Source organism: Actibacterium naphthalenivorans, from assembly GCF_014196965.1.
Taxonomy (GTDB): Bacteria; Pseudomonadota; Alphaproteobacteria; order Rhodobacterales; family Rhodobacteraceae; genus Actibacterium_A; species Actibacterium_A naphthalenivorans.
Genome location: NZ_JACIEQ010000001.1, coordinates 689,496 through 715,685 on the forward strand (window position 1 = coordinate 689,496; position 26,190 = coordinate 715,685).

Annotated in this window: 28 protein-coding genes; 14 read left to right on the forward strand and 14 right to left on the reverse strand. The window is 66.3% G+C overall.

Annotation, left to right across the window (positions count from 1 at the left end; all coding sequences use genetic code 11):
* Entirely contained in the window at nucleotides 1-411 is a 411-nt protein-coding gene (locus GGR17_RS03300) for a hypothetical protein (protein ID WP_054538101.1), read from the forward strand.
* Between the two features lie 51 nt (nucleotides 412-462).
* Here GGR17_RS03300 and GGR17_RS03305 read toward each other — a convergent pair whose 3' ends face one another.
* The 3 genes from GGR17_RS03305 to ppk2 all read right to left on the reverse strand — a co-directional run bounded on the left by GGR17_RS03305 (nucleotide 463) and on the right by ppk2 (nucleotide 3,472).
* Nucleotides 463-1,812 (reverse strand): MATE family efflux transporter, encoded by a 1,350-nt coding sequence (locus GGR17_RS03305; RefSeq protein WP_037204160.1) that lies wholly within the window; start codon nucleotides 1,810-1,812, stop codon nucleotides 463-465.
* Nucleotides 1,813-1,861: 49 nt separating this feature from the next.
* Nucleotides 1,862-2,458, reverse strand: a complete 597-nt coding sequence (locus GGR17_RS03310) for an SAM-dependent methyltransferase (RefSeq protein WP_054538100.1) — start codon at nucleotides 2,456-2,458, stop codon at nucleotides 1,862-1,864.
* Nucleotides 2,459-2,521: 63 nt separating this feature from the next.
* A complete protein-coding gene (gene ppk2, locus GGR17_RS03315; protein WP_082386510.1) occupies nucleotides 2,522-3,472 on the reverse strand; it encodes a polyphosphate kinase 2 in 951 nt (316 codons plus the stop codon).
* A 203-nt stretch (nucleotides 3,473-3,675) separates the two neighbouring features.
* Between ppk2 and parE the strand changes: the two genes are divergently transcribed.
* Nucleotides 3,676-5,634 carry a DNA topoisomerase IV subunit B gene (gene parE / locus GGR17_RS03320; protein WP_037204169.1) on the forward strand — a complete coding sequence of 653 codons (1,959 nt, stop codon included), beginning with the start codon at nucleotides 3,676-3,678 and terminating at the stop codon, nucleotides 5,632-5,634.
* 30 nt (nucleotides 5,635-5,664) lie between these two features.
* Here parE and GGR17_RS03325 read toward each other — a convergent pair whose 3' ends face one another.
* Entirely contained in the window at nucleotides 5,665-6,066 is a 402-nt protein-coding gene (locus GGR17_RS03325; protein ID WP_054540311.1) for a c-type cytochrome, read from the reverse strand.
* A gap of 169 nt (nucleotides 6,067-6,235) precedes the next feature.
* Here GGR17_RS03325 and GGR17_RS03330 point away from each other — a divergent pair, with 169 nt between their 5' ends.
* Nucleotides 6,236-6,682, forward strand: a complete 447-nt coding sequence (locus tag GGR17_RS03330; RefSeq protein ID WP_054538099.1) for a DMT family transporter — start codon at nucleotides 6,236-6,238, stop codon at nucleotides 6,680-6,682.
* Between the two features lie 2 nt (nucleotides 6,683-6,684).
* Here GGR17_RS03330 and GGR17_RS03335 read toward each other — a convergent pair whose 3' ends face one another.
* The 5 genes from GGR17_RS03335 to proS all read right to left on the reverse strand — a co-directional run bounded on the left by GGR17_RS03335 (nucleotide 6,685) and on the right by proS (nucleotide 10,945).
* Nucleotides 6,685-7,101, reverse strand: a complete 417-nt coding sequence (locus tag GGR17_RS03335) for a L,D-transpeptidase (protein WP_054538098.1) — start codon at nucleotides 7,099-7,101, stop codon at nucleotides 6,685-6,687.
* Nucleotides 7,098-7,496, reverse strand: a complete 399-nt coding sequence (locus GGR17_RS03340) for a c-type cytochrome (protein ID WP_037204275.1) — start codon at nucleotides 7,494-7,496, stop codon at nucleotides 7,098-7,100. The genes GGR17_RS03335 and GGR17_RS03340 overlap by 4 nt, the downstream gene beginning before the upstream one ends.
* A 78-nt stretch (nucleotides 7,497-7,574) precedes the next feature.
* Nucleotides 7,575-8,252, reverse strand: coding sequence for an ABC transporter ATP-binding protein (locus GGR17_RS03345; protein ID WP_037204181.1), 678 nt, complete (start codon nucleotides 8,250-8,252; stop codon nucleotides 7,575-7,577).
* Entirely contained in the window at nucleotides 8,245-9,531 is a 1,287-nt protein-coding gene (locus tag GGR17_RS03350) for a lipoprotein-releasing ABC transporter permease subunit (RefSeq protein WP_054538097.1), read from the reverse strand. Before GGR17_RS03350 ends, GGR17_RS03345 begins: the two co-directional genes overlap by 8 nt.
* A gap of 76 nt (nucleotides 9,532-9,607) precedes the next feature.
* Nucleotides 9,608-10,945: a proline--tRNA ligase gene (gene proS, locus GGR17_RS03355; RefSeq protein ID WP_037204185.1), complete on the reverse strand. Its 1,338-nt coding sequence runs from the start codon at nucleotides 10,943-10,945 to the stop codon at nucleotides 9,608-9,610.
* Between the two features lie 133 nt (nucleotides 10,946-11,078).
* Here proS and GGR17_RS03360 point away from each other — a divergent pair, with 133 nt between their 5' ends.
* From GGR17_RS03360 to GGR17_RS03375, 4 genes are read left to right on the forward strand one after another with little or no spacing between them, the layout of a single operon-like run.
* Entirely contained in the window at nucleotides 11,079-12,146 is a 1,068-nt protein-coding gene (locus tag GGR17_RS03360; protein ID WP_054540310.1) for an AI-2E family transporter, read from the forward strand.
* On the forward strand, nucleotides 12,146-12,829 hold the full coding sequence (locus tag GGR17_RS03365; RefSeq protein ID WP_054538096.1) for a P-loop NTPase family protein: 684 nt from the start codon (nucleotides 12,146-12,148) through the stop codon (nucleotides 12,827-12,829). The genes GGR17_RS03360 and GGR17_RS03365 overlap by 1 nt, the downstream gene beginning before the upstream one ends.
* Before the next feature lie 39 nt (nucleotides 12,830-12,868).
* Complete coding sequence (locus GGR17_RS03370; RefSeq protein ID WP_054538095.1) at nucleotides 12,869-15,037, forward strand: RNA degradosome polyphosphate kinase; 2,169 nt, start codon at nucleotides 12,869-12,871, stop codon at nucleotides 15,035-15,037.
* A 53-nt stretch (nucleotides 15,038-15,090) separates the two neighbouring features.
* Nucleotides 15,091-16,638 (forward strand): Ppx/GppA family phosphatase, encoded by a 1,548-nt coding sequence (locus GGR17_RS03375; RefSeq protein ID WP_054538094.1) that lies wholly within the window; start codon nucleotides 15,091-15,093, stop codon nucleotides 16,636-16,638.
* Nucleotides 16,639-16,692: 54 nt separating this feature from the next.
* Here the strand turns inward: GGR17_RS03375 and GGR17_RS03380 are convergent, their stop codons facing one another.
* Genes GGR17_RS03380 through GGR17_RS03400 form a run of 5 tightly spaced genes read right to left on the reverse strand, consistent with a single transcriptional unit; the run spans nucleotide 16,693 to nucleotide 20,141 of the window.
* Entirely contained in the window at nucleotides 16,693-17,010 is a 318-nt protein-coding gene (locus tag GGR17_RS03380; protein ID WP_054538093.1) for a hypothetical protein, read from the reverse strand.
* 37 nt (nucleotides 17,011-17,047) lie between these two features.
* Nucleotides 17,048-18,094, reverse strand: a complete 1,047-nt coding sequence (locus tag GGR17_RS03385; protein ID WP_054538092.1) for an endonuclease/exonuclease/phosphatase family protein — start codon at nucleotides 18,092-18,094, stop codon at nucleotides 17,048-17,050.
* On the reverse strand, nucleotides 18,091-18,774 hold the full coding sequence (locus tag GGR17_RS03390) for a molecular chaperone DjiA (RefSeq protein ID WP_054538091.1): 684 nt from the start codon (nucleotides 18,772-18,774) through the stop codon (nucleotides 18,091-18,093). Before GGR17_RS03390 ends, GGR17_RS03385 begins: the two co-directional genes overlap by 4 nt.
* Nucleotides 18,775-18,816: 42 nt before the next feature.
* Entirely contained in the window at nucleotides 18,817-19,335 is a 519-nt protein-coding gene (locus tag GGR17_RS03395; RefSeq protein WP_054538090.1) for a GNAT family N-acetyltransferase, read from the reverse strand.
* Between the two features lie 23 nt (nucleotides 19,336-19,358).
* Nucleotides 19,359-20,141 (reverse strand): ZIP family metal transporter, encoded by a 783-nt coding sequence (locus GGR17_RS03400; protein WP_054538089.1) that lies wholly within the window; start codon nucleotides 20,139-20,141, stop codon nucleotides 19,359-19,361.
* Between the two features lie 105 nt (nucleotides 20,142-20,246).
* Between GGR17_RS03400 and GGR17_RS03405 the strand changes: the two genes are divergently transcribed.
* The 7 genes from GGR17_RS03405 (at nucleotide 20,247) to GGR17_RS03435 (ending at nucleotide 26,190) form a co-directional block, all read left to right on the forward strand.
* The gene (locus GGR17_RS03405; protein WP_054538088.1) at nucleotides 20,247-21,410 is read left to right on the forward strand and encodes an alpha-hydroxy acid oxidase; all 1,164 of its coding nucleotides are present in this window, start codon (nucleotides 20,247-20,249) and stop codon (nucleotides 21,408-21,410) included.
* A 94-nt stretch (nucleotides 21,411-21,504) separates the two neighbouring features.
* Nucleotides 21,505-22,479, forward strand: a complete 975-nt coding sequence (locus GGR17_RS03410) for a hypothetical protein (RefSeq protein WP_054538087.1) — start codon at nucleotides 21,505-21,507, stop codon at nucleotides 22,477-22,479.
* A 156-nt stretch (nucleotides 22,480-22,635) separates the two neighbouring features.
* Complete coding sequence (locus GGR17_RS03415; protein ID WP_054538086.1) at nucleotides 22,636-22,941, forward strand: hypothetical protein; 306 nt, start codon at nucleotides 22,636-22,638, stop codon at nucleotides 22,939-22,941.
* 3 nt (nucleotides 22,942-22,944) lie between these two features.
* Nucleotides 22,945-23,607 carry a hypothetical protein gene (locus tag GGR17_RS03420; protein ID WP_054538085.1) on the forward strand — a complete coding sequence of 221 codons (663 nt, stop codon included), beginning with the start codon at nucleotides 22,945-22,947 and terminating at the stop codon, nucleotides 23,605-23,607.
* Nucleotides 23,608-23,727: 120 nt separating this feature from the next.
* Entirely contained in the window at nucleotides 23,728-24,357 is a 630-nt protein-coding gene (locus GGR17_RS03425; protein WP_054538084.1) for a 50S ribosomal protein L25/general stress protein Ctc, read from the forward strand.
* 112 nt (nucleotides 24,358-24,469) lie between these two features.
* Nucleotides 24,470-25,147 (forward strand): aminoacyl-tRNA hydrolase, encoded by a 678-nt coding sequence (gene pth, locus GGR17_RS03430; RefSeq protein WP_054538083.1) that lies wholly within the window; start codon nucleotides 24,470-24,472, stop codon nucleotides 25,145-25,147.
* Complete coding sequence (locus GGR17_RS03435) at nucleotides 25,144-26,190, forward strand: DUF2332 domain-containing protein (RefSeq protein WP_054538082.1); 1,047 nt, start codon at nucleotides 25,144-25,146, stop codon at nucleotides 26,188-26,190. Before pth ends, GGR17_RS03435 begins: the two co-directional genes overlap by 4 nt.

Sequence of the window (26,190 nt, forward strand, 5' to 3'; positions counted from 1 at the left end):
ATGGCCGGCGAACTGCCAGACTATTACTTCCGCATCCGTGAAAACGGCGCGCTGGTGTTCCGGATCGACACCGAGAACCGCCAGCGCCGCATCGACATGGATCAGATCGCGGTGGTCAATATCCGCAGCGGCGAGATCCGGCCGCATGGCGACCGGGTGTTGTCGGCCGCCGATATCGCGGTCATCGAAGGCTGGATCGTCGACCGCCGCGCGGTGCTCGCCGAACGGGACATCGACGATATCCTGCGCGCGGTCGATCACCTGAACCTCACCACCCAATGGGCCCAGTCGCGCGCCACCGCCGATCAGCTCGACATGGTGACCGACGCGCTGCTGCTGGCCATGCACGATCTGCGCTCGGTGCTGGTGCGCAAAAAGGCCGAACGGATCATGAGTGCCGACAAGGGCTGACCGGCCCCTTCATCTTTCCCCAAATATCCCCGCCGGAGGCAAGAAATCTCTTCACGCGGGCCGAACCGCATGGCGCCAGAACCGGGTCATCATCAGCACCGCCGCCAGCGCCAGCCCGGAGGCGAGCCCCAGCCAGATCCCCGCCCCGCCCCAGCCCAGCACGAATCCCAGCACATAGCTTACCGGCATCCCGACCAGCCAATAGCTGATACCGGCCATCACCATCGGCACGCGGGTATCCTGCACCCCGCGCAGCAGCCCCAGCGCCATCACCTGCGCCGCATCGCCCAGCTGAAACAGCGCCGCGGCGGCCAGAAGCACCGTGCCGATGGCAAGCACCTCGGCCCGGGCCGGATCGTCCGGCGCCACGAACAGGCCCAGCAACGGCACCGGAACGGCAAGAAACGCGATAACGGTCAGTACAGCCACCAGCAGCGACAGGGCGATGGCAACCGTCGCTCCCCGGCGCAGGCCCAGCGTGTCACCCTGCCCGCGCGCCCGCCCGGCACGGATCGTCGCCGCGCTCGACAGGCCCAGATGCACCATGAACACCACCGAGGCGATCTGCAGCGCGATCCCGTGCGCCGCCAGTTGCAGCGTGCCGAGCCAGCCCATCATCACCGACGAGGCCGAGAACAGGCCCACCTCGGCCAGGCTGGTCAGCCCGATCGGCCATCCCAGGCGGAACACCTGCCCGAATGCCTCCCAGTCGGGGCGCCAGAGCCGGTGGAACAGCGCATGTTCCGGCGTTGCCCGGGCGGTGTAGACGATCAGCGCGAGCGCGGAAACGATCTGCACCGCGAGCGAGGCACAGGCCGCCCCGCGAATGCCCAGCTCGGGCGCGCCCCAGTTGCCGAAGATCAGCATGTAATTGACCAGCGCATTCACCGCGACCGCCCCCAGCGTGACCCACAGCACGACCCGGGTCCGCTCCAGCGCGGCCAGATAGCTTTTCAGAACCATGACCAGCAGCGCCGGCACGATCGCCCACCCGGTGATCGCCAGATACTGATGCGCCAGCCCGGCCACCCCCGGCGCCTGCCCGGCGGCAAGCAGAATCGGGCCGGCGAACGCGAACACCGGCAGGGTCAGCAGGGCAAAGGCCATCGACATCCACAGCCCCATCCGGGTCACGCGCCGCACCTGCCGTTCCTCGCCCGAAGCGGCGGCGGTGGCCACCAGTGGCACCAGCGCCCAGGCAAAGCCCGATCCCATGATGAGCAGCACGAAAAACAGCGTGCCGCCCAGCACCTGGGCGGCCAGCGCTTCCACGTCGTACCAGCCCAGCATCGCCGCATCCGTCAGGTTGATGGCAAACTGCGCCAGATGGCTGCCGATCAGCGGCAGGCCAAGCGCCAGCGTCGCGCGCGCATGTTGGGCATATGTCAAAGGCGGGCTCATGCCGCCCCCTTAGGCGAGCCATCCTTGCACGGCAAGAGGGGCAGCAGGCTCAGGCGGGTTTTGTCGCAATCAGGTCGATCAGCGCCGACAGGCCGGAATGTCCCTGCCCTTCGGAAACCTCGGCGTCGAAATCCGCCAGCCGGTGAAACTCATAGCCACCGAACGCCCTGCGCAGCATGTCGGTGGTGTACATGTTCTCGCGCCGCGGCGGGCCACCGGTGCCATAGCCCACCTGTCGCGGCGCATAGCCGTGCAGCAGCAACAGCCCGCCCGGCTTCAGCGCCCGGTTCAGCCCGTCGAAGATCCGCTCGCGCAGCGCCGGGCCCGCGAACTGGATGAAGATCGCCACCACGACATCATACTGTGCCGCGCCCCAATCCCATGTGGTGATGTCACCCAGGCGGAAATCCACGGCCACCCCGCGCTCCGCCGCCAGGGCGCGGGCCTTCGTGATGGCGTTGGGCGCGCTGTCCATCGCCGTGACCCGCAGCCCCTGCTGCGCCAGCCACACCGAATTGCGCCCCTCGCCATCGGCGACGGACAGGGCGCTCTGCCCCCGCCGCAGCCAGGGCCTGGCCCGCAGCAGGAATGCGGAAGGCTCCTTGCCGAACAGATAGCCCTCGTCCGCGAAACGGTCATTCCACATGGCATCCCCCTTTCCGGTCCGGTGCCCCCTCTGGCGGCAGGATAGCGCGGCGCGGGGGCGCGTTCAAACCGCGTTGCCCTCCTCCTCCTCCGCACGCCCCTTGCGCAATTCGGGATGCATCGAGGCGCCCAGAATATGGTCCGACTTGTGAATGACATGCTGCGCCCCGTTGACGATCAGCGGGTCCGGCGCATGGGCGATCTTGGGATTCTTGCCGGGATAATCAAGCGAGCTGAGGAAATGGCGCATGCATTCCAGCCGCGCGCGTTTCTTGTCGTTCGACTTGATGACAGTCCAGGGCGCGTCGGCAGTGTCGGTGTAGAAGAACATCGCCTCTTTCGCCTCGGTGTAATCGTCCCACTTGTCCAGGCTGGCCTTGTCGATCGGCGACAGTTTCCAGCGTTTCAGCGGGTCGGTCTCGCGCGCCTTGAAGCGGGCGCGCTGTTCGTCTTGCGTGACCGAGAACCAGTATTTGTAAAGCCGGATGCCCGAGCGCACCAGCATCTGCTCCAACTCGGGCGTCTGGCGCATGAATTCCAGATATTCGTTGGGCGAGCAAAAGCCCATCACCCGCTCGACCCCGGCGCGGTTGTACCACGAGCGGTCGTAGAACACCATTTCGCCCACCGTGGGCAGTTCGGAGATATAGCGCTGAAAGAACCACTGGCCCTTTTCTTCCCATGTCGGCTTGTTCAGCGCCACCACCCGGGCCTGGCGCGGGTTCAGATGCTCCATGAACCGCTTGATCGTGCCGCCCTTGCCGGCCGCGTCGCGCCCTTCGAACAGGATCACGAATTTCTGCTCGGTCTCTTGCGCCCAGATCTGCACTTTCAGCAATTCCGCCTGAAGCCTGGCCTTCTGCACCTCGTAGGACCGGCGCGACAGCCGCGTGTCATAGGGGTATTCGCCGGTTTCGAACGCATGGGCGATCGTGGCCGGCGTGGGCTTTGCCGCCGCAGGCTTGGCGGCGGATTTCGGCAGGGCGGCGTTCAGGGCGGGGGCGGCATCGGTCATAAGCATCTCCGTTGAAAAATTTCCGGTATGGTATCCGATGCGGCGCCGCGGCGCCTTGATGGGTGTCAAATAAATGTTACACAACAACGGCCCCCGGCGCGGTTGCGCGCCCGGCGCCAATCCCCGCCAATCCCCATTGCCCCGCCCCCCCTCTCCTGCTCTAATACGACCCCAAGCAAAGCACCAATAAAGAGCAGCACCCCATGGCCAACGACCTCCTCTCCGGGGCCGATCCCGACCAATACGATGCCTCCTCCATCGAAGTTCTGGAAGGGCTGGAGCCTGTCCGCAAACGGCCCGGCATGTATATCGGCGGCACCGACGAACGCGCGCTGCACCATCTGGTGGCCGAGGTGCTGGACAACTCGATGGACGAGGCCGTGGCCGGCCATGCCAACCGCATCGAGGTGGAGCTGCACGCCGATTACTCGGTCACGATCCGCGACAACGGCCGCGGCATCCCGATCGACCCGCATCCCAAGTTCCCCGGAAAATCCGCGCTGGAGGTGATCCTGTGCACCCTGCACGCGGGCGGCAAGTTCAGCGGCAAGGCCTATCAGACATCGGGCGGGCTGCACGGGGTGGGCGCGTCGGTCGTCAACGCGCTGTCCGATCACATGCGGGTCGAGGTGGCGCGCAACCGCGAACTGTTCGCGCAGGAGTTTTCGCGCGGCATCCCGCAAGGCCCGGTGGCCAAGGTCGGCCCGGCCCCGAACCGGCGCGGCACGACCGTCACCTTCCATGCCGACGAGCAGATCTTCGGCAAGCACCGGTTCAAGCCCGCGCGGCTGTTCAAATCCATCCGCTCCAAGGCCTATCTGTTTTCGGGGGTGGAGATCCGCTGGAAATCGGCGATCGACGATGGCGAAACCCCCACCGAAGCCACGTTTCACTTTCCCGGCGGGCTGGCCGACTACCTGACCGAAACGCTGGGCAAGGCCGCCACCTATGCCGACCGGCCCTTTGCCGGCAAGGTCAGCTTTCAGGAAAAGTTCAACCAGCCCGGTTCGGTGGAATGGGCGATCAACTGGACGCCTTCGCGCGACGGCTTCATCCAGTCTTACTGCAATACCGTGCCCACGCCCGAGGGCGGCACCCATGAGGCCGGGTTCTGGGCCGCCGTGCTGAAGGGTATCCGCGCTTACGGCGAGCTGGTGAACAACCGCAAGGCCAAGGACATCACCCGCGACGATCTGGTCACGGGTGGCTGCGCGCTGGTGTCATGCTTTATCCGCGAGCCCGAATTCGTCGGACAGACCAAAGACCGCCTGGCCACGACCGAGGCCGCACGCCTTGTCGAAGGCGCGGTGCGTGACCATTTCGACAACTGGCTGGCCGCTGACACCAAGGCCGCCGGCGCCATCCTCGATTATCTGGTGCTGAAGGCCGAGGAACGCCTGCGCCGCCGGGCCGAAAAGGAAACCGCGCGCAAGACCGCCACCAAGAAGCTGCGCCTGCCCGGCAAGCTGGTCGATTGTTCTAGCGCCAACCGCGAGGGTACCGAGCTTTTCATCGTCGAGGGCGACTCGGCCGGCGGCTCGGCCAAGATGGCGCGCGAGCGCAAGAACCAGGCGCTGCTGCCGCTGCGCGGCAAGATCCTGAACGTGCTGGGGGCGGCCAGCTCCAAACTGGGCACCAATGCCGAAATCAGCGACCTGTGCCAGGCGCTGGGGGTGGGCATGGGCACCAAGTTCAACGTCGATGACCTGCGCTATGACAAGGTCATCATCATGACCGATGCCGATGTGGACGGCGCGCATATCGCCAGCCTTCTGATGACCTTCTTCTTCACCCAGATGCGCCCGATGATCGACCGCGGGCATCTCTACCTCGCCTGCCCGCCGCTGTTCCGGCTGACCCAGGGCGCGCGCCGCGTCTATTGCCTGGACGAGGCGGAGCGCGACGAATGGCTGGCCAAGGGGCTGGGCGGCAAGGGCAAGATCGACGTGAGCCGCTTCAAGGGTCTGGGCGAGATGGACGCCAAGGATCTGAAGGACACGACGATGAACCCCGAGACGCGCAAGCTGATCCGGGTCAGCATCGACGAGGACGAGCCGGGAGAGACAGCCGATCTTGTGGAACGGCTGATGGGCAAGAAGCCGGAGATGCGGTTTCAGTACATCCAGGCGAACGCGCAATTCGTGGAAGAGCTGGATATCTAGCGGGCCGCCGACTGCGTGGCCCGCACCGCCCTATCGCTGCACGCTCTCCAGATAATTCGCCAGCGCCACCAGCGTGGCCGGGGTCGGGGTCATCACCCCGCCCTCGTATTCCACCATCACCGTCGGCCCTTCGAGCAAGGCGCCGAATTCGGGCATGGTCGATCCGTGCTGATCGGCCCGGGTGTAGCCGTCAATCACCGACATCACCCGGGTCATGGGAAAATCACCGCCGTTGCGCAGGGCGATCAGGGTCAGGTCGGGCGGGGCCACCTCCAGCTCGCCGGCCAGAGGCCCGTTGCCGCGCGCGTTGTCGCCGTGGCATCCGGCGCAATACGCCTCGAAATTGGCGCGCCCGACCTGTTGTGACTCCTGCACGCAACCACCCAGCAGCGCCGCCGCCCCGATCAAAGCCACAATCCTGTTTCGCCGCATCGCCTTGCCCCTTTGCCGGTTCGTTTGCGCCCAGCCTGACATGAGCATTTGCGGCGCGCAATGATCCTGTCGCTCGCGCGGCCTGCGATGGATTGCCCACCCGCCGATTGCGGCTTTGCACGGCGCGCCGGCCTCGCTAGCCTGTGCGCGCATAGCCCGGAGGCCGCAGATGGATATCACCACATTGAAATTCGCCGCGATCATGCTGTCGGCGGGGCTGGGCATTCCGGTGCTGGCGGCGCTGAACGCGGCGCTGGGGATTCGGCTGGGCAGCCCGGCCGCCGCCGCGGCCTGCCTGTTCGCCGTCGCGCTGCTGTGCGCCTGCGTGGTTCTGCTGCTCACCGGCCCCGGCCCGCTGAAGGCAGTGGCCGGGGCCCCGAAACACCTGTTTCTGGCGGGCGGGCTGATCGCGTTCTACGTGCTGTCCATCACCTGGATCGCGCCGAGTTTCGGTGTCGGAAACGCGGTGTTCTTCGTGCTGCTGGGGCAGCTCGTCTCGGCCGCCACGATCGACCATTTCGGGCTGATGGGCGCCCTGCCCCAGCCGCTGACGCCCACCCGCGCCACCGGAATCGCGGTAATGGCGGTGGGCGTGTTCGTGACCTTGCGGGCCTGAACCTATTCCGCGATCACCACGCGGGTGTCTTTCAGCCCGGCCTTTTCGACCATGTGATACAGCGTTTCGGCGTTTTCGGGCGCAAGACGGATGCAGCCGGCCGAGGCGGGCGCGCCAAGCTGACCCACCGCCTCGGTTCCGTGGATCGCGTAATTGCCCAGAAAGAAGATCGACCAGGGCATCGCCGCGCCGTTGTAGATCGTCGAGCGGTGAAACGGCGTCATCCAGACCGGGGTGAACGTGCCGACCGGGGTACATTTGCCTTCGCGCGCGGTGGAGACGGGCCATTCGTAAAGCCGTTCTTCGCGCGCGAACACGGTCATCTTCTGATCCGACAGGTCGATGCGCACCGTGACGGCCTGCGCCAGCGACAGGGCTGGCAGAAGGCACAGCAACAGCACGAGCGCGCTGCGTCTCATTTCTGGATCGTCTCCAGCCATTCGGCAAGGGCGACGATATCGGCCGAAGTTTCGACCACCGTTCCGTCGGGCCCGTCAAGCACCGCACTTTCGCCGCCGAGCAGGGCGCCGAAGACAGGCATCGGCCCGCCATGGCCAAGCAGCTCGGCCCGGCCATCGATCACTCCGACCACGTCAAGCATCGGGAAGGTGCCGCCGTTGCGCGCCGAAAGCGCGGTCAGATCCGGCGCCGCGATGGTCAGCACCGCGGTCATCGGCCCGCCGCCCCGCGCGTCCAGCCCGTGGCAGGTGGCGCAATACTGGCGATACAGCAATGCGCCCCAGCCGGTTGTATCCGCCCAGGAGGGCTGCGGCGCAAGGGCGATACCGCACAGCAGGGACAGGGTCAGGCGCATCTGGATCTCCATTCGGTCACGCGGCGAGGCTAGGCCCGCAGTCTGCGCCATGCCTTGACCCGGATCAAGCGCGGCGCATCAGGCAAGGCGCCCGTTTTCCAGCCGCAGCGTGCGATCCATCCGCGCCGCCAGCGCCATGTTATGGGTGGCGATCAGCGCCGACAGGCCGGTGCCCTTGACCAGTTCCATCAACGTGCCGAACACCGTGTCCGATGTCGCCGGGTCCAGATTGCCCGTGGGCTCGTCCGCCAGCAGGATGCGCGGCGCGTTGGCCAGCGCCCGGCAGAAGGCCACCCGCTGTTGTTCCCCCCCTGACAGGGCGGCGGGGCGGTGATCGGCCCGCGCGGCGATGCCGACGCGGCCCAGAAGATCCCGCGCGCGGGCCTCGGCATCGCGGCGGCGGATGCCGTTGGCAAGCTGCGGCAGCACGATGTTTTCCAGCGCGGTGAATTCGGGCAGCAGGTGGTGGAACTGATAGACGAACCCCACGTCGTTGCGCCGGGCCGCCGTACGCTTGCGGTCGGGCAGGCGCGTCATGTCCTGCCCGTTGATCGCAACCGTTCCGGCATCGGGCGTATCCAGCAGCCCCGCGATGTGCAGCAGCGTCGATTTTCCGGCGCCCGACGGCGCCACCAGCGCCACGACCTCGCCCGGCTGAACCCGCAGCGCGGCATCGCGCAGCACCATCACCTCGCCGGGCGTGCCCTTGTTATAGGCCTTGGCGATCCCGTTCAGCTCCAGCACGGCATCATTCATAACGCAGCGCCTCTACCGGGTTCATCCGCGCCGCGCGGCGGGCGGGAAAGATGGTGACGACAAAAGACAGGCCCAGCGACAGACCCACCGCCGACAGCACATCGCCCGGCTGCAGCTTTGCCGGAAGGTTGTAGATGCCCCGGATCGACGGATCCCAGACGCCGCCGCCCGCGACGTAGTTCACGAAGGAAAAGATCGGGTCGATATAAAGCGCGAACAGGCAGCCCAGCGCCACCCCCGCCGCGGTTCCGATCAGCCCGACAAAGGCGCCACAGATGAAAAACACCCGCAGAACGGAGCCTTCGGTCAGGCCCATGGTGCGCAGGATGCCGATATCGCGCCCCTTGTTCTTGACCAGCATGATCAGGCCGGAGACGATGTTCATCGCCGCGATCAGCACCAGGATCGCCATGATGACGAACATCACGTTATCTTCGACATCCAGCGCCCGCAGGAAGGCACCCGAAGCATCGCGCCAGCTCCACAGCCTCGTGCCTTCGCCCGCGGCACCCAGCAGGGCGGCGGACAGGGCGGAAACGTTTTCGGGATCGCGCACCATCACCTCGATCTCGTCGGCCACGCCTTCACGGTTGAAATAGCGCTGCGCCTCGTCGAAGGGCATGTAGATGCGGGTGCGGTCGATGTCATAGCGGCCGGCGGTGAAGATATAGACCACCTCATAGGCATTGACGCGGGGCGAGGTGCCGAAGGCCGTCTTGACCCCCTCGGGCGAGATCAGCTTGACCCGGTCGCCCACCGCCACGCCAAGCGATTGCGCGATGCCCGAACCGATGGCGATGCCGTCGTTCAGCCTGTCGATATCACCGCTGAAATCCTCGGGGGCGGCGATGCGCGGGATGGTTTTCAGGTCGTCCAGGGCGATGCCGTAAACCTCTGCCCCGGCATTGCGCCCCAGGGACGACGCCATGATCTGGCCCTTGACCAGCGGCGCGGCGCGGGTAACCCCCGGCACCGCTGCGATGCGGCCGGCCATTTCGGCATAGTCGGCGATCGTGCGCGTGGTCTGCCCGGTTTCGGTCACCCGCAGCGAATTGTAGACGGTGACATGGGCGTTCGCGCCGAGGATCGTATCCACGAATTCCGCCCGGAACCCGGCCCGCACCGACAGGGTGGCGATCAGGGCGAACACGGCCAGGGTGATGCCGATCAGGCTGATCCAGGTCATCACGCTGACCCCGCCCTCGGCGCGGCGCGCGCGCAGATAGCGCCAGGCGATCATCCATTCGAAACCTGCGAAAGGGGCGGTGCGGTTGGCCAAGTCTGCTCCTTGTGCTGCGCCCGTCGGCGGGCGCGGTAAAAGATTCTCCGCGGAAAACCCTTGGAATTTCCGCGCCTCAGACCCCGGCGTAGATTTCGGTGATGCGGGCGATGGCGGCCTCGGGGGGCATCTCTTCGCTTTCGCCGGTGCGGCGGCTGGTCAGCTCGACCACGCCGTTCTTCAGCCCGCGCGGACCGACGGTGATGCGCCAGGGCAGGCCGATCAGATCCATCGTGGCGAACTTGCCCCCGGCCCTCTCGTTGCGATCGTCGTACAGCGGCTCCAGCCCCGCGCCCTCGAGCGCCTTGTAGAGCGCCTCGCAGGCCGCGTCGGCCTCTGCGTCGCCCTGCTTGAGGTTGATGATGCCGCAGTGGAAGGGCGTGACGCCTTCGGGCCAGATGATGCCCTTGTCATCATGGCTGGCCTCGATGATCGCCCCCACAAGGCGGCTGACGCCGATGCCGTGGCTGCCCATATGCACCGGCACCCGCGCGCCTTCGTGGTTGACCACGTTGGCGCCCATCGGTTCGGAATATTTGGTGCCGAAATAGAAGATCTGCCCGACCTCGATGCCGCGCGCGCTGCGGCGGCGGTCTTCGGGCACCTCGGCAAAGGCCGCCTCTTCGTGGGTTTCGTCGGTGCGGGCGTAGAGCGAGGTGAACTCCTCCATCACCGCCTGGCACTGGGCCTTGTCGTCATAGTCGATCTCGCGCGCACCAAGGCGGATGTCGGTGACGGCGCTGTCATAGAAGACCTCGCTTTCGCCGGTGTCGGCGAGCACGAGGAATTCATGGGTATCATCGCCGCCGATGGGCCCGCTGTCGGCGCGCATCGGGATCGCCTGCAGCCCCATCCGCTCGTAGGTGCGCAGATAGCTGACCAGATGCCGGTTATAGGCGTGCAGCGCGTCTTCTTTGGTCAGGTCGAAATTATAGCCATCCTTCATGTAGAATTCGCGCCCGCGCATCACGCCGAAGCGCGGGCGGATCTCGTCGCGGAATTTCCACTGGATGTGGTACAGCGTCAGCGGCAGGTCCTTGTAGCTGTTGACATTGGACCGGAAGATATCGGTGATCAGCTCTTCGTTGGTGGGGCCATAGAGCATATCGCGCCCGTGCCGGTCGGTGATCCGCAGCATTTCCTCGCCGTAATCCTCGTAGCGGCCGCTTTCGCGCCACAGATCCGCCGATTGCAGCGTCGGCATCAGCATCGGGATGTGCCCGGCGCGGGCCTGTTCTTCGTGCACGATCTGCTCGATCTTCCGAAGCACCTTGAAGCCCAGCGGAAGCCAGGAATAGATCCCCGCGCTGGCCTGTTTGATCATGCCGGCCCGCAGCATGTAGCGGTGCGACACGATCTGCGCCTCGGCGGGCGTCTCTTTCAGAACGGGCAGGAAATAGCGGGACAGGCGCATGTGCGGGCGGGCCTCTTGGCTGAAACGGTCCGCAATCTCCTATGCCATCGACACGCCCCAGACAAGCACCTCGCGCCCCTTGCAAGATGGGCGTGCATGGGCGAAGACTGAACCGGCAAGCGCAGGAGGCATGATGGCACTGCCGGAGAGACAACAGCTGAGGTACTGGGGCGTCGCCGCGGCGGTGTTCTTTGTGCTGTTGTGGTATCTGGGCGATGTGATCCTGCCCTTCGTGCTGGGCGGGGCGATCGCCTATTTCCTCGACCCCGCCGCCGACCGGCTGGAGGCGTGGGGCCTGTCGCGGGCGATGTCGACCGCGCTGATCATGCTTGGCGTGGCGCTGATCGTCATTCTGGCGATGCTGCTGATCATCCCGCTTGTGGTCGATCAGGCAACCGCGCTGATCGAGGTGGCGCCGGAGCTGTTGAACAACCTGCAGAAATTCGTGGCCGAGCGGTTCCCCGACCTGACCGAGACCAATTCGCTGCTGCGCCGTTCGCTGCAAAGCCTGGGCGACGCGATCCAGGCGCGCGGCGGCGAGCTGCTGAACCAGGTGGTCAATTCGGCGATGAGCCTGATCAGCATCCTGATGCTGCTGTTCATCGTTCCGATCGTGGCCTTCTACCTGCTGCTCGACTGGGACAAGATGGTGGCCCAGATCGACAGGCTGCTGCCGCGCGATCACGCGCCGGTCATCCGCCGGCTGGCGCACGAGATCGACGGCACCCTGTCCAGCTTCGTGCGCGGCCAGGGCACGGTCTGCCTGATCATGGCGGGGTTTTATGCCGTCACACTGATGCTGGTGGGGCTTCAGTTCGGGCTGGTGATCGGGCTGTTCTCGGGGTTGCTGGCCTTCATCCCCTATATCAGCTCCATCCTTGGCGGGGTGGTCGCGATCGGGCTGGCGGTTTTCCAGTTCTGGGGCGATTGGCTGATGATCGGGCTGGTGGCCGTGATCTATATCGGCGGGCAGATCGTCGAGGGCAATTTCATCACGCCCAAGCTGGTGGGTGACAGCGTCGGGCTGCACCCGGTCTGGCTGATCCTGGCGCTGACGGCGTTCGGCTCGGTCTTCGGCTTTGTCGGCATGCTGATCGCGGTGCCGGTGGCGGCCTCGATCGGCGTGCTGGCGCGGTTCGGGGTCGAACAGTACATGGCCGGCCGGCTTTATCGCGGGCTAGAGGCGCGCGAGGACGACTGATGGCAGAGCAGCTTGTCTTCGACCTGCCCCTGCGCGCCGCCCGGGGGCGGGAGGATTTCTTCGTCTCGCCCGCCAACGCGCTGGCGGTCGCGCAGATCGAACGCTGGGGCGACTGGCCGCAGCGCAAGCTGGTGCTGGTCGGCCCGGCCGGTGCGGGCAAGACCCATCTGACACATGTCTGGGCCGGGCTGGCCGGGGCCACGATCATCGCCGCCTCCGCCCTGCCCGGCGCCGATATCAGCGCCCTGTCGCGCTGCGGCGCCGTGGCGGTGGAGGATGCCGACCGCACCGCCGGCGACACCGCCGCCGAACAGGCGCTGTTCCACTTGCACAACCTGCTGCTGGCCGAAGGCGGCACCCTGTTTCTGACGGCCCGCATCGCACCGCGCCTGTGGCCGCTGGCCCTGCCCGATCTGAAAAGCCGGATGGAGGCCACCGCCACCGCCACGCTGGAGCCGCCCGACGACATGCTGTTGTCGGCGCTGCTGGTGAAGCTGTTCACCGACCGCCAGCTTGCGGTGCCGCCGGGCCTGATTCCCTATCTCGTCGGGCGGATGGAACGCTCTTTCGCCGCCGCACAGGCATTGGTCACCGCGCTGGACGCCCGCGCCCTGGCCACCGGGCGCAAGATCGGCGAGCGTCTGGCCGCCGAGGTTCTGGACAATCGCCCGACCCGCGGGTGATAACGGCGACATATTCCCAAAATGGTATCCGACCCTTCCATGACACCTGCTGATTTCCTGAAATCCCCCCTGCCCGCCCCCGTCGAGGTGCCCGAGAGCCATCGCACCGGGCCCAAGCGGTTCTGCAACCGGGAACTGAGCTGGCTGGGTTTCAACTGGCGGGTGCTGGATGAATCGCGCAACCCGCGCGTGCCGCTGCTGGAGCGGGTGCGGTTCCTGTCGATCTCTGCGACCAATCTGGATGAATTCTACACCGTCCGCGTGGCCGGCCTGCGTGAGCTGGCCAAGGCCGGCAACACCACCCCCGCCGCCGACGGGCTGACCCCGGCCGAACAGCTGGTGCTGATCGACAAGGACGCGCGCAAACTGCTGCAGGCGCAGCAGACCGTGTGGAACCAGCTCAAGCGCGAGATGGAGGAGGAAGGCATCCACATCCTCACCCGCTCCAAGCTGACAAAGCGCGACCGGGTCCAGCTCGAGACCCATTTCCTCAACAAGGTCTTCCCCGTCCTGTCGCCGCTGGCGATCGACCCGGCGCATCCCTTCCCGTTCATCCCCAACACCGGCTTTTGCCTTGCGCTGCAGCTCGAACGGGTCCGCGACGGCCGCCCGCTGCAGGCACTGCTGCCGATCCCGCATCAGATCGACCGGTTCGTGTCCCTGCCCGCGAAAGAAGGCGAACACCGGGTGCTGCCGCTCGAAGAGCTGTTGCTGATCCACGTCAACTCGCTCTTTCCCGGCTACAAGGCGCTGGGAAGCTGCACCTTCCGCGTGCTGCGCGACAGCGATCTGGAGGTCGAGGAAGAGGCCGAAGATCTGGTGCGCGAATTCGAAGTCGCCCTGAAACGCCGCCGCCGGGGCGAGGTGGTGCGCATGAAACTGTCCGCCGGCGCCCCCGAAGAGCTGCGCTCGGTCATCATGAACGAGCTTCACATCACCGAGGCCGAGGTGATCGAGGTGCGCGGGCTGATCGGCGTCTCCGACCTCCGGGAGCTGGTGCTGGACGACCGGCCAGATCTTCTGTGGCCCTCCTTCACGCCGCGGGTGCCCGAGCGTGTGCAGGATCATGACGGCGACATGTTCGCCGCGATCCGCCAGAAAGACATGCTGCTGCACCACCCCTACGAAACCTTCGACATGGTGGTCCGCTTCCTGCAACAGGCGGCGAGCGATCCCGACGTGGTGGCGATCAAGCAAACGCTCTACCGCACCTCCAAGGATTCCCCGATCGTCTCGGCGCTCTGCGAGGCCGCCGAAGACGGCAAATCGGTCACCGCGCTGATCGAGCTGAAGGCGCGCTTTGACGAGGCCGCCAATATCCGCCAGTCCCGCCGGCTGGAGCGGTCGGGCGCGCAGGTCGTCTACGGGTTCATCAAATACAAGACCCACGCCAAGATCAGCACCGTGGTCCGGCGCGAGGGCGATCAGCTCGTGACCTATACCCATTACGGCACCGGCAACTACCACCCGATCACCGCGAAGATCTATACAGACCTCAGCTTTTTCACCTGCGACGCGGCGCTGGGGCGCGATGCGACCAAGGTGTTCAACTATGTCGGCGGCTATGCCGAACCCGAAGGGCTGGAAAACCTCTCGATCTCGCCGATCTCGCTGAAATCCACGCTGCTCGACCGGATCCGCCGCGAAGCGGAATTCGCCCGCCTGGGCCGCCCGGCCGAGATCTGGGGCAAGGTCAACTCGCTGATCGAGCCCGACATGATCGACGCCTTCTATGCCGCCAGCCAGGCGGGAGTGAAGATCAACCTGGTGGTGCGCGGCATCTGCGGGCTGCGGCCGGGCATCAAGGGGCTGTCGGAAAACATCCGCGTCAAATCCATCGTCGGGCGGTTTCTGGAACATTCGCGCATCGCCTGTTTCGGCAATGGTCACGGGCTGCCGTCGAAAAAGGCCAAGGTCTATATCTCGTCGGCCGACTGGATGGGGCGCAACCTGAACCGCCGGGTGGAAACCCTGGTCGAGATCAGGAATGACACGGTGAAGGAACAGATCGTCAATCAGATCATGGCCGCCAACCTGGCCGATACCGCGCAAAGCTGGGTGATGAACCCGGACAACAGCTTTACCCGCCATCCCGTCACGGAGGGCGCGTTCAACTGCCACCGGTTCTTCATGGAAAACCCGTCGCTTTCGGGGCGGGGAACCGCCGGCGCGGCCGATGTGCCGCAACTGGCGCATTCCAAGGATTGACGCCGGGGGGCCGGTATTGGCAAGGTCCGGGCAGACCTGCGGGGGTTAAGCACATGGATGGCAGCGCAGACCAGCGCTCTGACGATTGGGGGCCGTTCGGCCGCCCGCTCTTCGAAGACCCCTCGGCGCGGGCCCTGTCGCGCGTCGGCGTGGTCGATGTGGGGTCGAACTCGGTCCGGCTGGTGGTGTTCGACGGCGCCGCGCGCAGCCCGGCCTATTTCTACAACGAAAAGCTGATGTGCGGCCTGGGCGCCGGGCTGGGCGAAACCGGCCGGCTCAACCCCGAAGGCCGCCGGCGGGCGCTGTCGGCGCTGCGCCGCTTCGCGCTGCTGGCCGAAGGCATGGGCGCCGTGCCGCTCACCGTGGTCGCCACCGCCGCCATGCGCGAGGCCGAGGACGGCCCCGAATTCTGCGCCGAGATCGAACGCGAGACCGGGCTGAAACCCTGGGTCATCGACGGCGAGGAAGAGGCCCGCCTGTCGGCCCAGGGGGTGCTGCTGGGCTGGCCCGGCGCCGACGGGCTGGTCTGCGATATCGGCGGCTCGTCGATGGAACTGGCCGAACTGCACGAAGGCCGGGTGGGCAAACGCGTGACCTCGGCGCTGGGTCCGCTGAAGCTGCGCGATGTGAAGGGCGGCGCCAAGGCGCTCGACAGCTATGTCTCGGGCATCATGGCCGATCTGGCCGCGACCATGGGCACCGGCCATGACCGGCTCTACCTCGTCGGCGGATCATGGCGCGCCATCGCCCGCCTGGATATGGAGCGGCGCGGCTATCCGCTGCTGGTGCTGCACGAATACCGGATGACACGCAAATCGATCCTGCAAACCATCCGCTGGATCGCCGAAAATGATACCGACGAACTGCGCGCCCGCACCGGCGTCTCGTCCACGAGGATGGCGCTGGTGCCGGTCGCGGCGCAGGTGCTTCGCCAGCTTCTCTATACGCTGAAACCAAAGGAGATCTTCGTCTCCAGCTACGGCATCCGCGAAGGGCTGCTGTACGAGCAGATGCCCGAACGGCTGCGCGCCCGCGACCCGCTGATAGAGGCCTGCCGCTTCGCCGAGGCCAGCTCGGCCCGGCTGCCGGGCTTCGGCGCCCAGCTTTTCCGCTTCGTGCAGCCGCTGTTCAGCACCTCGGGCGATCAGCGCAAGCGCCTGGTCAAGGCCGCCTGCCTGCTGCACGACACCGCCTGGCGCGCCCATCCCGATTACCGGCACGAGGTCTGCTTCGACAACGCCACCCGCGCCAACCTGGGCGGGCTGGATCACGAGGGCCGGGTGTTTCTGGGGCTGGCGCTGCTGCACCGCTACAAGAACAACCGCGCCGGCAGCCGGCTGGACCCGCTCTTCGCCCTGCTCAGCGAAAAGCAGATCGGCGATGCCGAAGTGCTGGGCAAGGCGATGCGCTTCGGCGCGATGTTCTCGTCCAAGGCGCTCGACCAGATGGCCGAGCTGCACTATCACCCCAAGCAGAAACGGCTCGAACTCTGGCTCGCCCCCGCCGCCCGCGATCTGTTCGGCGAGGTCGCCGAGGCCCGCTTCGCCTCGCTGGCCAAATCCCTGGGCGTCGAAACCGGCGTAAAGATCAAACGGGCCTGACCCTTTCATCTTTCCGAAAATATCCCCGCCGGAGGCATGAAACTTTCCGGCGCCTCAGATCTCGATCCCGTGCTCCGGGTCGGGCAAGGCGGGCGCGGGCGGCTTGCGCCGGATGATGATATCGCCATTCGGCAGGCGCTCGGGCATCTCATAGGCATCGAAATCGTCGATCAGCCGCAGCAGCGCGCGCATCGTGGGCTCCAGGCGCGCGGCCAGGCCCCGCATCGCCGGCTCCATCTCGTCGGCCAGCCCTTCGAAAAACTGCCGCGCGCCCTCCTCAAGGCGTTTCAGCCCCTCTTCCATATCGCCCTGCGCATGGGCGGGGGCGGCAAGCAGGCTGGCCGAAAGGGCAAGGGCGAAAAGGTGTTTCATGATCCGAGTATAAGCGCGCGCGCACCCCATTTGAAGATCAGAGCGCGAGGTCGAGCGTCACCGGAAAATGGTCCGACGCGGTCAGCAGCGCGTCGCGCAACTCCGGCACCGCATAAAGGCTGGGGTCGTCGAACGGGTGCCAGATGCGCCAGCGCGGTGCCCTTTCCCGCAGATCGGGCGAGATCATCACATAGTCCAGCAGCGCTGAAAGATAGCGCATTTCCCTTTCGATGAAGAACCGCGCGGTGGCGGGCTGGGCGCACAGCCGCCCCTGAAGCGCCTCGCGCGCATGTGGGTCATAAAGCCGCAGCGCCTCTTCCTCTTCCTCTTCCTCTTCCGCCGTGCCCAGCACGATCTCGACCCCGGAATGGCCGAACAGCTTTTCATATTCGTCCAGGCCGGGGCCGTCGTTGAAATCGCCCAGCACGATCAGCGGATCGCCGGCGCGCAGATGGTCCACCACCCGCTGGCGCAGCCAGATACATTGCGCAAGCTGCTTGCGCCGGTTGTCGATCGACACGCGCATGATTTCGTCGGCGGTGCGCGCGCCATGTGGCGCCTTGGATTTCACGTGCACGCCGATCATGCGGAAGCGCTGCCCCCCCGGCGTTTCCACGGCCAGCTCCAGCGGCGGCTTGGAAAACCGGATCAGTTCCGGCGCCATGTCCACATCCACGTCCCAGCGGAACACCGAATCGAACCGGGGCGCATCGGAAGAGCCCTTCTTGCCGGTCTGCGCGCCCTGCGGATCGTGCCGGGGCGTCAGTGCATCGGGGTCGTAAAGCAGCGCGATTTCCTGCTGGGTATGGTTGCGAAACCCGACGATGGCGCGGCGCGCGCGCAGCCCCATCCGTTTCGCGAAGGTCTGCAGCGCGGGCACGGTCGCGCGCTGGCCGTTATGGTCGGGCGCCTCGATGATCATCACCGCATCCGCGTCCAGCGCGGTGAACACGATACCCAGCGCCGCGATCTGATCGCGCCGCCGCACATCGCGCCGGCCCGACCAGCCGCCGTCGTCCAGCAGCAGCCCGTCGTCGTCGAACAGCGAGTTGAACCATTCGACGTTATAGGTGGCGATCCTCACGCCGCGCGCTCCTCGACGATTTCCTCCCAGGCGCGGTTGATCGCGATCAGCCGGGTTTCGGCCAGTTTCACCGCCTCTTCCGGCACCCCGCGCGCGATCATCCGGTCGGGGTGCGAGGCGCGCACCGCGTCGCGCCAGGCCTTGCGGATCTCGTTCAGCGAGGCCTCGCGGGGCACGCGCAGCACGTCATAGGGATCGGGCGGCGTATCGGCCACGAAACGCGCGCGAAGCGCGCGGAAGCACGGGCCCGACAGGCCGAAGATCTCGGCCACGCGAAACAGGAACTGATCCTCGTTCGGGTGATATTCGCCATCGGCCACGGCGATGTGGAACAGGCCTTCCAGCAGATCGGCCAGCGGCCCTTCATCGTCGCCGAACATCCGGCGGATACGGTGGGCGTATTCCTCGAACCCGGCCACGTCCTGACGCGCCAGATTGAAGACGCGCGCGGCGTTGCGCGCCTCGGCCTGGGGGATGGTGAACACCTCGCGGAAGGCCGCGACCTCGTTACGGGTGACATGCCCGTCGGCCTTGGCCATCTTGGCCCCCAGCGCGATCACCGCGATGGCAAAGGCAACGCTGCGCTCTGGCGGCGTGCGCAGCCGGTCAAAGACCGTTGCCAGGCTTTCGCCTTTGGCAAGGGCGGCAATGGCGTCAGAGATGCGGGTCCAGATCGACATGCGGGCAGAGTATCGGCTGCGGCGCGGGCTGTCAGGCCGCGATTACAGAAATTTCTGCATCAACACGAGGTCCAGCCACTGGCCCCATTTCCGGCCGACCTGCGGCAGGCGGGCGACCTCGGCAAAGCCGATGGCGGCGTGAAAGGCGATGCCTTCGGCGTTCGTGGCGCTGATGCCGGCGAAAAGCGAGTGGATGCCGGCGGCGCGGCCGTGATCCTCGAGCGCGGCGATGAGGGCGCGGCCCGCGCCGTGGCCACGCGCGCCCGGCGCCAGAATGATGGTGTGTTCCATCGTGTGCACATATCCGGCGCCGCCCCGGAACGGGCCGTAGGTGGCAAACCCCTGCACCCGGCCGCCGATTTCGGCCACCAGAAACGGTTCCCCCGCCGCCGCCTTCGCGGCCAGCAGCTGCGCCACGCCTTGCGCCGTCCGCTCCTCGGGGCTGAAGATGATCAGCGTGTCGCGGATGATGGCGTTCCAGATCGGAAGGATGGCGGCGATATCATCGGGGGCCGCGGCGCGGATGCGCAGGGGGCCGGGGCCTGCGGGTTGGTCGTTCATTCACATCCCTCTTGTTGGCGGCGTCAGCCCAGAATGACGTCCAGCAACAACATCAGGATCAGCCCCACGGTCAACCCCGTCGTGGCGGCATTCTGATGGCCGTGGCGGTGGGTTTCGGGAATGATCTCGTGGCTGATGATATAGATCATCGCCCCCGCCGCGAAGGCCAGCCCCCAGGGCAGCAACACCGCCGACAGGCTGACCGCCGCCGCACCCAGCAGCCCGCCCACCGGCTCCACCAGCCCGGTGGCCAGCGCCACCAGAAACGAACGGCGCCGGCTGTAGCCCTGCCCGCGCAGCGCCACCGCCACGGCCAGCCCCTCGGGCGCGTTCTGCAGCCCGATGCCCGTCGCCAGCGAAATCCCGTTCGCCACATCGCCGCCGCCGAAGCCGACGCCGACAGCCATGCCCTCGGGGAAATTGTGGATGGTGATGGCCAGCACGAACAGCCAGATTTTCGCCAGCGCCCCGGCATCGGCGCCTTCGTGGCCCTGAAAGAAATGCTCATGCGGCAGGGTTTCGTTCAGCCCCGCCACCACCAGCGCGCCCAGCCCGATGCCCGCCCCCGAGATCAGCGCCGCGATCACGACAGAGCCATACATCGCCTCGGCCGCGTCGATCCCCGGAAGGATCAGAGAAAAGAACGAGGCCGACAGCATGACCCCCGCCGCGAAGCCCAGCATCGCGTCGTTGGCGCGGCGCGAAACGCTCTGCCCCAGCAGCACCGGCAGCGCGCCGACCGCCGTCATCATCCCTGCGGCGAGGCTGGCCAGAAGACCCATCGTGACAATGTTCATGGGGCCCATCCTTGCGCCAAACCCGCGCCCCGGCCAAGCGCTTTGTGGCACAGGGAGATTGCCAGAAATCCGCCCGATTGGTAACGAGACATGACCAATGCGGAAGGACGCCCCATGCCCGTCATCACCAGCATCGAAGACCTGCGCCGCCTCTACAAGCGCCGCGCGCCCCGGATGTTCTATGACTATGCCGAGGCCGGAAGTTGGACAGAGCAGACCTTTCGCGAAAACAGCAGTGATTTCCAAGACATATACCTGCGCCAGCGCGTGGCGGTGGATATGGAGGGCCGCTCGACCACGTCGCGGATGATTGGGCAGGACGTCGCGATGCCGGTGGCGCTGGCACCGGTCGGCCTGACCGGCATGCAATGCGCCGATGGCGAGATCAAGTCCGCCCGCGCCGCCGAGAAATTCGGAGTGCCCTTCACCCTGTCCACCATGTCGATCTGTTCGATCGAGGATGTGGCCGAACACACCAGCGCACCGTTCTGGTTCCAGCTGTACGTGATGCGGGATGCCGATTACATCGCCCGGCTGATCCAGCGCGCGAAGGATGCGAAATGCGGCGCGATGGTGCTGACGCTGGATCTTCAGATCCTGGGCCAGCGGCACAAGGATCTCAAGAACGGGCTGACGACGCCGCCAAAGATGACGATCCCGACGATGCTGGACCTGTCCACCAAATGGCGCTGGGGGCTGGGGATGCTGGGCACGAAGCGGCGCCAGTTCGGCAATATCGTGGGCCATGCCGCAGATGTGGAAGATGCCTCATCGCTGATGACATGGACGGCAAAGCAGTTCGATCCCCGGCTCGACTGGGAAAAAGTGAAGGATTACAAACGGCAGTGGGGCGGCAAGCTGATCCTGAAGGGGATTCTGGATGCCGAGGACGCCAGGATGGCGCTGCAGGTGGGCGCCGATGCGATCGTGGTATCGAACCACGGCGGGCGGCAGCTGGACGGTGCGCTTTCGGCGATCCGCGCCCTGCCCGCGATCCTGGATGCGGTGGGCGACAAGATCGAGGTCCACCTCGACAGCGGTATCCGGTCGGGCCAGGACGTGCTGAAGGCGCTGGCGATGGGTGCAAAGGGCACCTACATCGGCCGCGCCTATATCTACGGGCTGGGCGCGATGGGCGAGGCCGGCGTGACAAAGGCGCTGGAGATCATCCACAAGGAGCTGGACACCAGCATGGCGCTGTGCGGGCGCAAGCATGCCCGCGATCTGGACCGTGACGTGCTGCTGGTGCCCGAGGGGTTTGCCGGAAAATGGCAATGAAACGGTAACCGAGGTTTCGCCCCCCGGTCACCGGCCTGTCACCCTTTGTTCGCAGTGTAGCACCGTTCTTCCCCTCAGCATCCGGAGTGCACTGATGTTCAAACACGCTCTTTTCGGCGCCGTCGCCCTGACGGCCGGCGCCCTGACGGCCCAGTCCGAGCCCTTCACCTTCGTCGCGCTTGGCGATGCGCCCTATGGCACGCCCGAAGAGGTGTTCGCCCCCTTCGAAACGCTGATCGCCACGGTCAACGCGCGCAAGCCCGCCTTCACCATCCATGTGGGGGATACCAAATCCGGCTCCACCCCTTGCGACGACGCGATGCTGGATGCGCAGCTTGGCTTTCTGAACAGCTTCGCGCCGGCCGCCGTCTATACGCCGGGCGACAATGAATGGACGGATTGCCACCGCCCCAAGGCCGGCGGCTTCGATCCGCTGGAACGGCTGGACTACATCCGCCGCACCTATTTCACCGATCCATCGACAAGTTTCGGCACCGATCCGATCGCGCTGGAAAGCCAGGCGGTGGTGATGGCCGACCGCTTTGCCACCTACGTGGAAAACACCCGCTTTGCCCATGAAGGCGTGCATTTCATCCAGGCCCATGTTGTCGGCTCCAACAACAACCTGGAGGCCCGCGACCAGAAAGCGGCGATGGAGTTCTTTGCCCGTGACGCCGCCAATGTCGCCTGGCTGTCCGACAGTTTCGATCAGGCCATCGCCGCGGATGCCGCCGCCGTGGTTCTGTCGATCCATGCCGATATGTTCGAGTTCGATTTCGGCCCCGCATGGGCGCCCGAAGGATTTCTGCGCCATTCGGGTTTCATCAACTTCGCCGGGGTGCTGACCGAAAAGGCCGCGGCCTTCGACAAGCCGGTTCTGCTGATCTTCGGCGACAGCCACAAGTTCCGCGTGTTCCGCCCCTTCCCCAAGGCGGCCCCCAAGATGACCGCGCTGGAAGTGTTCGGCTCTGCCGACATGCACGCGGTCGAGGTGACGGTGACCCCCGATGATCCGGCGGTGTTCGGCGTGACCCCGATCCTGAACCCGGCGCTTGACGGTCAGGGCTGAAACGATCCGCAGCGCCCGGGGCTCGCGGGCCCCGGGCATCCGCGAAACCTTTGGCCGGCACGCCGAATCATGCCACCATCCGGCACGTGCGCGCCGGATTTCAAGCGCGCCGATCCGCCTTTCATTGACCCGATTGCATGACGGAGGAGATTGCCGATGTTAGACCCGGAAGAAGAGATCAAGGCCGTCATCCGGAAGATCGACGATATTCTCGAGGCGCGGCGCCCGGCGGGCATATCCACCTTCGGCAGCGGCACCGCCGCGCTTTCCCACGAAAGCAGCGACGATCTTCTGCGCGTGAACCTCGAGGCGGCGAAGGTGGTCCTGTCGGCGGCTTCAATGAACCTGATGGGCGAGTGCCGGCAGGAACAGCCCTATCGCCCCCTGCGCCCGATCATCACCGAGGATGGCGATCTGCAATGGTGCTGCACCCATGTTCCGCCCCATTGCGTCAAGGTCTGATCCATGCTGTGGGAGGTGATCGACAGCAAGGTGCGCAGCGCGATCTTTTCGCTGGTCTCCGTCGGCTTCGGCGCGATCCTCTATCTGAAAAAGCCCTGGGCGGGGTTCTCGCTTTTTGCGCCCGCTGACTGGCCCGTAGCGCTTTGGGTGCTGCTCGCGATGCTGGCCATCGGCATCGTGCTGCCGTTTCTTGGCGGATATGCCATCAAACGCGCGCCTGTGGCCGCCCTGTTTCTGTTTGAAATGCGCGCCTTCTGGGTTCTGGCCCTGCTGGCGGTGATCGTTGCCGCCGGGTTGCTGGCCTCGGGCGTGCTGGCCACGTCCGAACAGGACCCGGCCGATCTGAAAGCGTCGATGAGCGCGGTGGAAAAGGCGGTGACGGCGGTGTTCGCCGCGCTGGCGGTGGCCATCGCGGGGGAAAAATCGTCTTCGGCGACGGCGCTTCTGGCGCAGCGCAAGTTTCAGGAAGCGTTCAAGGGCCATGCCGCGACGCTTCCGGCGGCCGAACAGGCCTGGGGGCGGATGGTCGAACATGCGGTGTTTTCCGACCCGTTCGCGCCCTCCTCGACCACCAACCGCGACGGCTCCGCCGCGGCGGGCGCTTCGGGCTGGGGCTGGGATGCGCGGTGGGCGCGCGCCCGCGCCGTGGCCGCGAACCTGGCCTGACCCCGGCAAAGCGCGGGCCGCGACGGTTTTCCCCTTCCAATCTTCGCCGTTCTCGCCTATACGCGCGGCTTCATTCGGGCATGCACCCTTGGAGGATGCCCATAACATTGGAGAACGACTATGGCTGGTGAGATCCCTGATCTTCACGCCACGGTACGGACGGGGACAGGCAAGGGGGCCGCTCGTCAAGCTCGTCGTGAGCAATTCGTACCGGGCATCATCTATGGCGGCGGGGCAAACCCTGTCGCGATCAATCTGAAATACAACGAGCTGCTGAAGCGGCTGAAATCCGGGCGCTTTCTGTCGACGCTGTTCAACATGAAGGTCGAAGGCCAGGAAGACGTGCGCGTGATCTGCCGCAGCGTGCAGCGCGATGTGGTCAAGGATCTGCCGATCCACGTTGATTTCATGCGCCTGCGCCGCACCTCGCGCATCAACCTGTTCATCCCGGTCGAGTTCCTGAACGAGGAAATCGCACCCGGCATCAAGAAGGGTGGCGTTCTGACCGTTGTGCGCCCCGAGGTCGAGCTGAAGGTCACCGCCGGTGACATCCCCGAAAAGCTGACGGTGGATCTGACCGGTCGCGACATCGGCGATACCATCCACATCTCGGACATCACCCTGCCCGAGGGCACGCGCCCGATGATCACCGACCGTGACTTCGTCATCGCCAATATCTCGGCCCCGTCGGGCCTGCGTTCGGCCGATGACGAAGAAGGCGAAGAAGAGGCAGAGACCACCGAGGAGTGATCCCCGGCCTCTGGCAGAATTTGAAAACGCGGGGCCCCGGCCTCGCGTTTTTGTTTGCCGCTCCGGCGGACGCGCCCTAGGTAAGGGGCAGGGAAACAGCAGGAGGCGCGCGATGCGGCTTTTCGTAGGTCTGGGCAATCCCGGCGCGAAATATGCGGGCAACCGGCACAATATCGGCTTTATGGCGGTGGATCGCATCGCCGCCGACTATGGCTTTGCCCCCTGGCGTGCGAAGTTTCAGGGGCAGATGGCCGAAGGCCGGCTGGGCAGCGAAAAGGTGCTGCTGCTGAAACCTGAAACCTTCATGAACCGCTCGGGCCAGTCGGTGGGCGAGGCGATGCGATTCTACAAGCTGACGCCGGGCGACATCACCGTATTTCATGACGAGCTGGACCTTGCGCCGGGCAAGTGCCGGGTGAAACAGGGCGGCGGGCACGCGGGGCACAACGGCCTGCGCTCGATCCACGAGCATATCGGCGAAGCCTATGGCCGGGTCCGGCTGGGCATCGGCCATCCGGGCCACAAGGACCGCGTGGCGGGGTATGTGCTGAGCGATTTTGCCAAGGCCGATCAGGTCTGGCTGGACGATCTGCTGCGCGGGCTGTCCGACGGCGCCCCGGCCTTGGCCGCGGGCGACACGGGCCGGTTTCTGAACGCGGTCGCCCTGCGGGTGGCGCCGCCGCGATCGTCCAAGACCGAGCCGGTGGCGAAACCCGAAACCCCGCCCATACCCGAGAGGAAAGCGGATTCGCGCAGCCCTCTGCAAAAGCTCGCGGACCGGTTCCGGTGACCCTGCGCGCGGCCCTCTTGCAACAGGCAGAGAACTGCGCGGCGCTCGGCTCGCCCTTCACCGCGCGGCTGCTGCGGCTGACAGCCGACCGGCTGCGCCCCGGCACGCCCGTCGCCGACCGGATGCTGACCTGGCAAGGCGATTTCGGCCCCCGTGGCCAATCGGTGCCACTGCGCTTTGCCGGGGCGCTGCACGGGCTGGTGCTGTCGGGCGAAGCGCCCGACCTGGCCGCCGCCTATCCGCCGCACGATCCCACCGATGATGCGCTGTGGCAGGCGGTGAGCGGGGCGCTGACGGCGCAGGAAGACCGGCTGCAGCGCTGGCTGGACAGCGCCCCACAGACCAACGAGGTGCGCCGAAGCGCGCCACTGATCGCCGCCGGGCATTGGCTGAGCGCACGCTACGGGCTGCCGCTGATCGTGTCGGAAATCGGTGCCAGCGCCGGCCTGAACCTGATGTGGGATCACTTCGCGCTGGACTTGCCCGACGGGCGGCGCGGGCCGCGGGATGCGGCACTCGTGCTCGACCCTGACTGGCGCGGCGACCTGCCGCCGCTGGCCGCCCCCCGGATCGCAGACCGCCGCGGCGTCGATCTGAACCCGCTCGATCCCGCCAATCCGGCGGATGCCCTGCGCCTGCGCGCCTATATCTGGCCCGATCAGCCCGACCGGCTGGCCCGCACAGAGGCCGCCATCGCCGTGGCCCGCGCGCCGGTGGACCGGGCCGACGCGCTCGACTGGCTGGGGCCGCATCTGGCCCGGCAATATCCCGGACACCTGCACCTGATCTATCACACCATCGCCTGGCAATACCTGCCCGCACAGGCGCAGGCCAGGGGCAACGCCATCATCGACGCCGCCGGCGCACGAGCCAGCGCCGAGGCCCCGCTGGCCCGTTTCGCGATGGAGGCGGATGGCGCCTCGCCCGGCGCCGCCCTGACCCTGCAGCTGTGGCCCGAGGGTCAGGTGTTGCCGATGGGACGCGTCGATTTCCATGGCCGCTGGGTCGACTGGCAAAGCGGCACGGCAGAAGGAACCGCATGA

Coding starts and splice junctions, on each gene's coding strand:
- GGR17_RS03300 (WP_054538101.1), top strand. CDS start 1: ATGGCCGGCGAACTGCCAGACTATTACTTCCGCATCCGTGAAAACGGC.
- GGR17_RS03305 (WP_037204160.1), bottom strand. CDS start 1,812: ATGAGCCCGCCTTTGACATATGCCCAACATGCGCGCGCGACGCTGGCG.
- GGR17_RS03310 (WP_054538100.1), bottom strand. CDS start 2,458: ATGTGGAATGACCGTTTCGCGGACGAGGGCTATCTGTTCGGCAAGGAG.
- ppk2 (WP_082386510.1), bottom strand. CDS start 3,472: ATGACCGATGCCGCCCCCGCCCTGAACGCCGCCCTGCCGAAATCCGCC.
- parE (WP_037204169.1), top strand. CDS start 3,676: ATGGCCAACGACCTCCTCTCCGGGGCCGATCCCGACCAATACGATGCC.
- GGR17_RS03325 (WP_054540311.1), bottom strand. CDS start 6,066: ATGCGGCGAAACAGGATTGTGGCTTTGATCGGGGCGGCGGCGCTGCTG.
- GGR17_RS03330 (WP_054538099.1), top strand. CDS start 6,236: ATGGATATCACCACATTGAAATTCGCCGCGATCATGCTGTCGGCGGGG.
- GGR17_RS03335 (WP_054538098.1), bottom strand. CDS start 7,101: ATGAGACGCAGCGCGCTCGTGCTGTTGCTGTGCCTTCTGCCAGCCCTG.
- GGR17_RS03340 (WP_037204275.1), bottom strand. CDS start 7,496: ATGCGCCTGACCCTGTCCCTGCTGTGCGGTATCGCCCTTGCGCCGCAG.
- GGR17_RS03345 (WP_037204181.1), bottom strand. CDS start 8,252: ATGAATGATGCCGTGCTGGAGCTGAACGGGATCGCCAAGGCCTATAAC.
- proS (WP_037204185.1), bottom strand. CDS start 10,945: ATGCGCCTGTCCCGCTATTTCCTGCCCGTTCTGAAAGAGACGCCCGCC.
- GGR17_RS03360 (WP_054540310.1), top strand. CDS start 11,079: ATGGCACTGCCGGAGAGACAACAGCTGAGGTACTGGGGCGTCGCCGCG.
- GGR17_RS03365 (WP_054538096.1), top strand. CDS start 12,146: ATGGCAGAGCAGCTTGTCTTCGACCTGCCCCTGCGCGCCGCCCGGGGG.
- GGR17_RS03370 (WP_054538095.1), top strand. CDS start 12,869: ATGACACCTGCTGATTTCCTGAAATCCCCCCTGCCCGCCCCCGTCGAG.
- GGR17_RS03375 (WP_054538094.1), top strand. CDS start 15,091: ATGGATGGCAGCGCAGACCAGCGCTCTGACGATTGGGGGCCGTTCGGC.
- GGR17_RS03380 (WP_054538093.1), bottom strand. CDS start 17,010: ATGAAACACCTTTTCGCCCTTGCCCTTTCGGCCAGCCTGCTTGCCGCC.
- GGR17_RS03390 (WP_054538091.1), bottom strand. CDS start 18,774: ATGTCGATCTGGACCCGCATCTCTGACGCCATTGCCGCCCTTGCCAAA.
- GGR17_RS03395 (WP_054538090.1), bottom strand. CDS start 19,335: ATGAACGACCAACCCGCAGGCCCCGGCCCCCTGCGCATCCGCGCCGCG.
- GGR17_RS03400 (WP_054538089.1), bottom strand. CDS start 20,141: ATGGGCCCCATGAACATTGTCACGATGGGTCTTCTGGCCAGCCTCGCC.
- GGR17_RS03405 (WP_054538088.1), top strand. CDS start 20,247: ATGCCCGTCATCACCAGCATCGAAGACCTGCGCCGCCTCTACAAGCGC.
- GGR17_RS03410 (WP_054538087.1), top strand. CDS start 21,505: ATGTTCAAACACGCTCTTTTCGGCGCCGTCGCCCTGACGGCCGGCGCC.
- GGR17_RS03415 (WP_054538086.1), top strand. CDS start 22,636: ATGTTAGACCCGGAAGAAGAGATCAAGGCCGTCATCCGGAAGATCGAC.
- GGR17_RS03420 (WP_054538085.1), top strand. CDS start 22,945: ATGCTGTGGGAGGTGATCGACAGCAAGGTGCGCAGCGCGATCTTTTCG.
- GGR17_RS03425 (WP_054538084.1), top strand. CDS start 23,728: ATGGCTGGTGAGATCCCTGATCTTCACGCCACGGTACGGACGGGGACA.
- pth (WP_054538083.1), top strand. CDS start 24,470: ATGCGGCTTTTCGTAGGTCTGGGCAATCCCGGCGCGAAATATGCGGGC.